4 protein-coding genes and 1 pseudogene are annotated in these 4,950 nt (G+C 47.9%); all 5 read right to left on the reverse strand.

Annotated features, from left to right (window positions below):
* Positions 1–246: 246 nt before the first annotated feature.
* Positions 247–1,548 (reverse strand): pyrimidine-nucleoside phosphorylase, encoded by a 1,302-nt coding sequence (locus tag AC5V8P_RS23335; protein ID WP_063210271.1) that lies wholly within the window; start codon positions 1,546–1,548, stop codon positions 247–249.
* Between the two features lie 32 nt (positions 1,549–1,580).
* A complete protein-coding gene (deoD, locus tag AC5V8P_RS23340) occupies positions 1,581–2,288 on the reverse strand; it encodes a purine-nucleoside phosphorylase (protein ID WP_063210270.1) in 708 nt (235 codons plus the stop codon).
* Positions 2,289–2,364: 76 nt separating this feature from the next.
* Positions 2,365–3,549: a phosphopentomutase gene (gene deoB / locus AC5V8P_RS23345; RefSeq protein WP_196771880.1), complete on the reverse strand. Its 1,185-nt coding sequence runs from the start codon at positions 3,547–3,549 to the stop codon at positions 2,365–2,367.
* Between the two features lie 29 nt (positions 3,550–3,578).
* Entirely contained in the window at positions 3,579–4,757 is a 1,179-nt protein-coding gene (locus AC5V8P_RS23350) for a NupC/NupG family nucleoside CNT transporter (RefSeq protein WP_063210268.1), read from the reverse strand.
* 75 nt (positions 4,758–4,832) lie between these two features.
* Positions 4,833–4,950 (reverse strand): annotated as a pseudogene (locus tag AC5V8P_RS23355) (cytidine deaminase); the annotation flags it as partial.

Consider the following 4,950-nt stretch of genomic DNA (forward strand, 5'->3'; position numbering starts at 1 on the left):
CTCCCCTATACTGGCCTGCGCCCTGACAATAAAAAAACCAAACTCATATCTATTATGAGTCTGGCTGTCATATTTTTCAAACTTGTTTAAAGGAATCCATCCGGTGGTTCTCTAGTATAGACTGCTTTATAATGCTGTCGTCAGTTGCCTCAGTAAAGAACGACAAAAAAGCCGGAAGCCCTTTAAGCTAAGGACTCCGGCTCTATAATCATGAATTGCTATTAACTTACGCAATACAGCTATAGCTTACTCTGTCACCGTTCCGTAGATCAGCACGGGTGCTTCCGCATGATCCGCAATACGGATGTTCGCGTAGATTTTCTCCATTACTTGGTCCACGTCTTCACGGTTCGCATGGATTGTAACCAGTGAATCGCCTTTTTGAACTGCATCGCCGACTTTTTTGTTTAGCATCAAGCCGACAGCCAGATCGATCTCGGATTCTTTGGTTGCACGACCTGCCCCCAGCAGCATCGCGGCAGTACCAATTTCATCAGCCACGATTTCAGCTACCACACCGTCCTGCTTTGCAGGTACTTCAATAAGATACTGTGCTTGTGGCAGGCGTTCTGGATGATCCACTACAGAAGCGTCGCCTCCCTGGTTCGCAATAAACTCTTTGAATTTCTCCAGTGCTTTGCCGTTACGAATGACCTCTTTGAGCTTCTTTTCAGCGTCTTCGAGAGAATCTGCTTTCCCAGCCAAAAATACCATCTGACTGCCCAAAGCCATACACAGATCTTCCAGATCTTTGGGTCCTTCACCGCGCAGCGTATCAATTGCTTCTTTAACTTCCAGCGAGTTCCCGATAGCTAGCCCCAACGGTTGACTCATGTCAGAAATAACCGCCATGGTCTTACGACCCACATTGTTCCCGATGCTTACCATGGCATGTGCCAGTTCTTTGGCATCTTCTACTGTTTTCATGAATGCGCCCGCACCTGTCTTGACATCCAGTACGATAGCATCAGAGCCGGCAGCAATTTTCTTACTCATAATCGAGCTGGCAATCAGCGGAATCGAATTTACCGTTGCTGTAACATCACGCAAGGCATACAACTTTTTATCCGCAGGTGTCAGGTTGCCGCTTTGTCCGACGACCGCAATTTTGCTGCGATTTACCAAATCCACGAATTCATCCTTGGTGATTTCCACGTGAAAGCCTGCAATGGCCTCCAGCTTGTCGATCGTTCCGCCCGTATGACCCAGGCCGCGACCTGACATTTTGGCCACTGGAATGTCTAAGGCTGCTACAAGCGGAGCCAGTACCAGTGTTGTCGTATCACCCACACCGCCAGTGGAGTGCTTATCGACCTTTACCCCTTCAATCGCGGACAAATCAATCGTATCTCCTGAATGAACCATTGCCATGGTCAAATCAGCACGTTCCCGTTCGTTCATATCTTTGAAGAAAATAGACATCGCCAATGCACTGACCTGATAATCAGGAATTTCACCCTGAGTATAGCCTTGGATAATAAAGTTAATTTCCTCAGTGCTCAGTTCTTTTCCATCACGTTTTTTTTCAATCAAGTCTACCATTCTCATATGTCATTTCTCCTCACTGTGCCTATGATCGTTTACAGGGATACTGCTGTTTCCAGTGCAACTTCCATCATTTCTTTAAACGTGGTTTGCCGTTCTTCTGCTGTTGTTTCTTCACCCGTCAGCAAATGATCGCTCACCGTCAGAATGGTCAGGGCGTTTACGCCAAACTTGGCTGCCAGCGTATATAAAGCCGAAGTTTCCATTTCCACACCCAGCACGCCGTATTCCATCAGCTTTTGGACCACTGATTTGTCATCACGGTAGAAGCTGTCTGAGCTGAATACGTTGCCGACATGCATGTTTAGCCCTTTGGCAACACCGCGATCATAAGCCCCCTTTAAAAGAGGGAAGCTAGCAATCGGTGAGAAATCATAGCCGCCAAAGATATGGCGGTTCATGCCGGAATCTGTACAGGATGCCTGTGCCAAAATGACGTCACGAACATGCACGTGCTCCTTCATTCCACCGCATGTACCCACGCGAAACAAGTTTTTCACCCCGTACTCGCTAATCAGTTCGTTGACATAAATACTGATGGAAGGCAGTCCCATCCCCGTTCCCTGTACAGACAGGCGTTTGCCCTGGTACGTTCCCGTGAATCCGAGCATTCCGCGCACCTCATTGTAGCAGGTCACGTCCTCCAGGTACGTTTCAGCGATAAATTTGGCCCGTAGCGGGTCTCCTGGCAGCAAAATCGTTTCTGCAATCTCTCCAGGTTTGGCTCCAATGTGTACACTCATGTTTTTATTCCTCCGTCCCATTTGTCCATGCTTATAATATTTCTAATCTTCCTGCCTGCACTCTTGCAGCCCTGGATTACTGAAGCTCTGCCAAAAAGCTGGTTCCATGTTCAGGCAGTTTTACACCAAAGTTATCCGCTACAGTCGCTCCAATATCCGCAAACGTCTTACGAACCGCCAGTTCCTTGCCTCCATCTACAAAACGAGGAGAATATGCCAGCAAGGGCACATATTCGCGGGTATGATCCGTTCCACGATAGGTTGGGTCATTCCCATGGTCAGCGGTGATGATCAACAGATCGTCATCGGTCATTTTAGCGAAAACTTCTGGCAGACGGGCATCATAATCGTCCAAGGCTTGACCGTATCCCTGCGGATCACGGCGGTGGCCGTATACAGCATCAAAGTCCACCAAATTCAAGAAGCTTAATCCGGTGAATTCCTCGTCCAGCGTAGCCACCAGCTTATCCATGCCATCCATGTTGGACACTGTACGCACGGCCTTCGTTACACCCTCGCCGTCATAAATGTCAGAGATTTTACCCAAGGCGATTACATCCAGTCCTGCATCCTTCAGTTCATTCATTGTGGTACGACCAAATGGCTTGAGCGCATAGTCATGTCGATTGGACGTACGCGAGAAGTTGCCTGGCTCGCCTACGAACGGACGGGCAATGATGCGACCCAGCATGTACGGATCTTCCAGCGTAATTTTACGGCAGAACTCACAGATCTCGTAGAGCTCCTTCAAAGGTACAACTTCCTCATGAGCAGCAATTTGCAGCACTGAATCCGCTGAGGTATAGATGATGAGTGCGCCAGTTTTCACATGTTCTTCGCCCAGCTCATCAATGATCTCCGTACCGCTGGCTGGCTTGTTGCCAATGACTTTGCGGCCTGTATGCCCCTCAATGCGCTGAATCAGCTCATCTGGAAACCCGTCCGGGAATACACGGAAAGGAACCGCAATATTCAAGCCCATGATTTCCCAGTGACCTGTCATCGTATCCTTGCCATTGGAGGCTTCCTGCATTTTGGTGTAATAAGCAAGTGGCTTATCGGCCGCTGGCACACCTTGTATGGAACGAATGTTGGACAGACCGAGCTTAGCCATATTCGGCATGTTCAGCCCGCCGCGTTCGCGCGCAATATGACCAAGTGTATCTACATCATAATCATCAAACTGGGCAGCATCCGGTGCTTCGCCAATACCAACCGAGTCCATAACGACCAAGTGAATCCGTTTAAATTTAGACATCATAAAAATCCTTTCCTAATTCGCTGTTTTTTTTACAAAAACAACCCTGCAATCGTTGCGGACAGCACGCTAACCAGCGTCGCCCCGTACAACAGCTTCAGACCAAAACGGGCCACTACATTTCCCTGTTTTTCATGCAGACCCTTCACAGCCCCGGAAATGATACCGATGGATGAGAAGTTTGCAAAAGATACGAGGAATACCGATACGATCCCGACCGTACGCTCGGACAAGCCTGTTTGCTTGGTCAGATCCAGCATGGCTACAAATTCGTTGGATACGAGCTTGGTAGCCATAATACTGCCCGCCTGCACGGCCTCGTTCCACGGAATCCCCATAACAAAGGCGAACGGTGCAAACACATAGCCCAGCAGCGCCTGAAAGCTGATTCCAAACAACCAGGAGAAAATGCCGTTAACCATGGCAATCAGCGCCACAAAACCGATCAGCATCGCAGCTACCGTAATAGCAACCTTGAAACCGTCCATAATATACTCCCCGAGCATTTCGAAAAAGGACTGCTTTTCTTCCTCTTGAACCTCCAGTAAATCGTCTTCCTTCTCAATCTTGTACGGATTAATAATGGAGGCGATAATAAAGCCGCCGAACAGGTTCAGCACCAATGCGGTAACCACATATTTGGGGTCCAGCATTTGCATGTAAGCTCCCACAATCGACATGGATACGGTAGACATCGCAGATGCACACAACGTATACAGCCGATGTTGCGGCAGCAGACCAATTTGCTTTTTGACGGAAATAAATACTTCGGATTGACCCAGGATAGCCGAAGCTACAGCGTTGTAGGATTCCAGTTTACCCATTCCGTTTACTTTGCTCAAGACAAGCCCGATATATTTAATAATGAAAGGCAGCACTTTTACATATTGTAAAATCCCGATCAATGCGGAAATGAACACAATCGGCAGCAGTACTCCGATAAAGAACGGTGCTGCCCCTTCATTGGCAATTCCACCAAATACAAAGTTGATTCCTTCGCTTGCATATCCCAAGAGACTGTTGAACCCAGCTGCAAAGCCCTTGACCAAAAATTCACCAATCCCTGTGTTCAGCAATACAAACGCTAGCGCCGCCTGCAAGACAACCATAACCACCAGTGGACGATACCTGATTTTACGTTTGTCACTACTGGCAACGTAAGTAAGTGCAAATACAACGAGCAATCCCACCAGCGCGATTACATATTTCATTTCAATTCCTCCTCATTACATTAAGCGCTTACATTGACCATAAAAAGAATGCGCCCCAAAGAGGCATTCTTTTTTTTATTTTCCCAAATCCGCAGGTCGAAAAGCACCCGGCAGTAACTGCTCCATCGTCCACTCTTCCGTATTGCCATGAAGGTTTGTCAGATAAATTTTGGTATCTTGATGAGCAAATTCG

Source organism: Paenibacillus sp. N119s (assembly GCF_059447605.1).

What these genes read in the sequence shown, in the direction of transcription:
- AC5V8P_RS23350 (WP_063210268.1), bottom strand. Translation starts at nt 4,757, where the DNA reads ATGAAATATGTAATCGCGCTGGTGGGATTGCTCGTTGTATTTGCACTT.
- deoB (WP_196771880.1), bottom strand. Translation starts at nt 3,549, where the DNA reads ATGATGTCTAAATTTAAACGGATTCACTTGGTCGTTATGGACTCGGTT.
- deoD (WP_063210270.1), bottom strand. Translation starts at nt 2,288, where the DNA reads ATGAGTGTACACATTGGAGCCAAACCTGGAGAGATTGCAGAAACGATT.
- AC5V8P_RS23335 (WP_063210271.1), bottom strand. Translation starts at nt 1,548, where the DNA reads ATGAGAATGGTAGACTTGATTGAAAAAAAACGTGATGGAAAAGAACTG.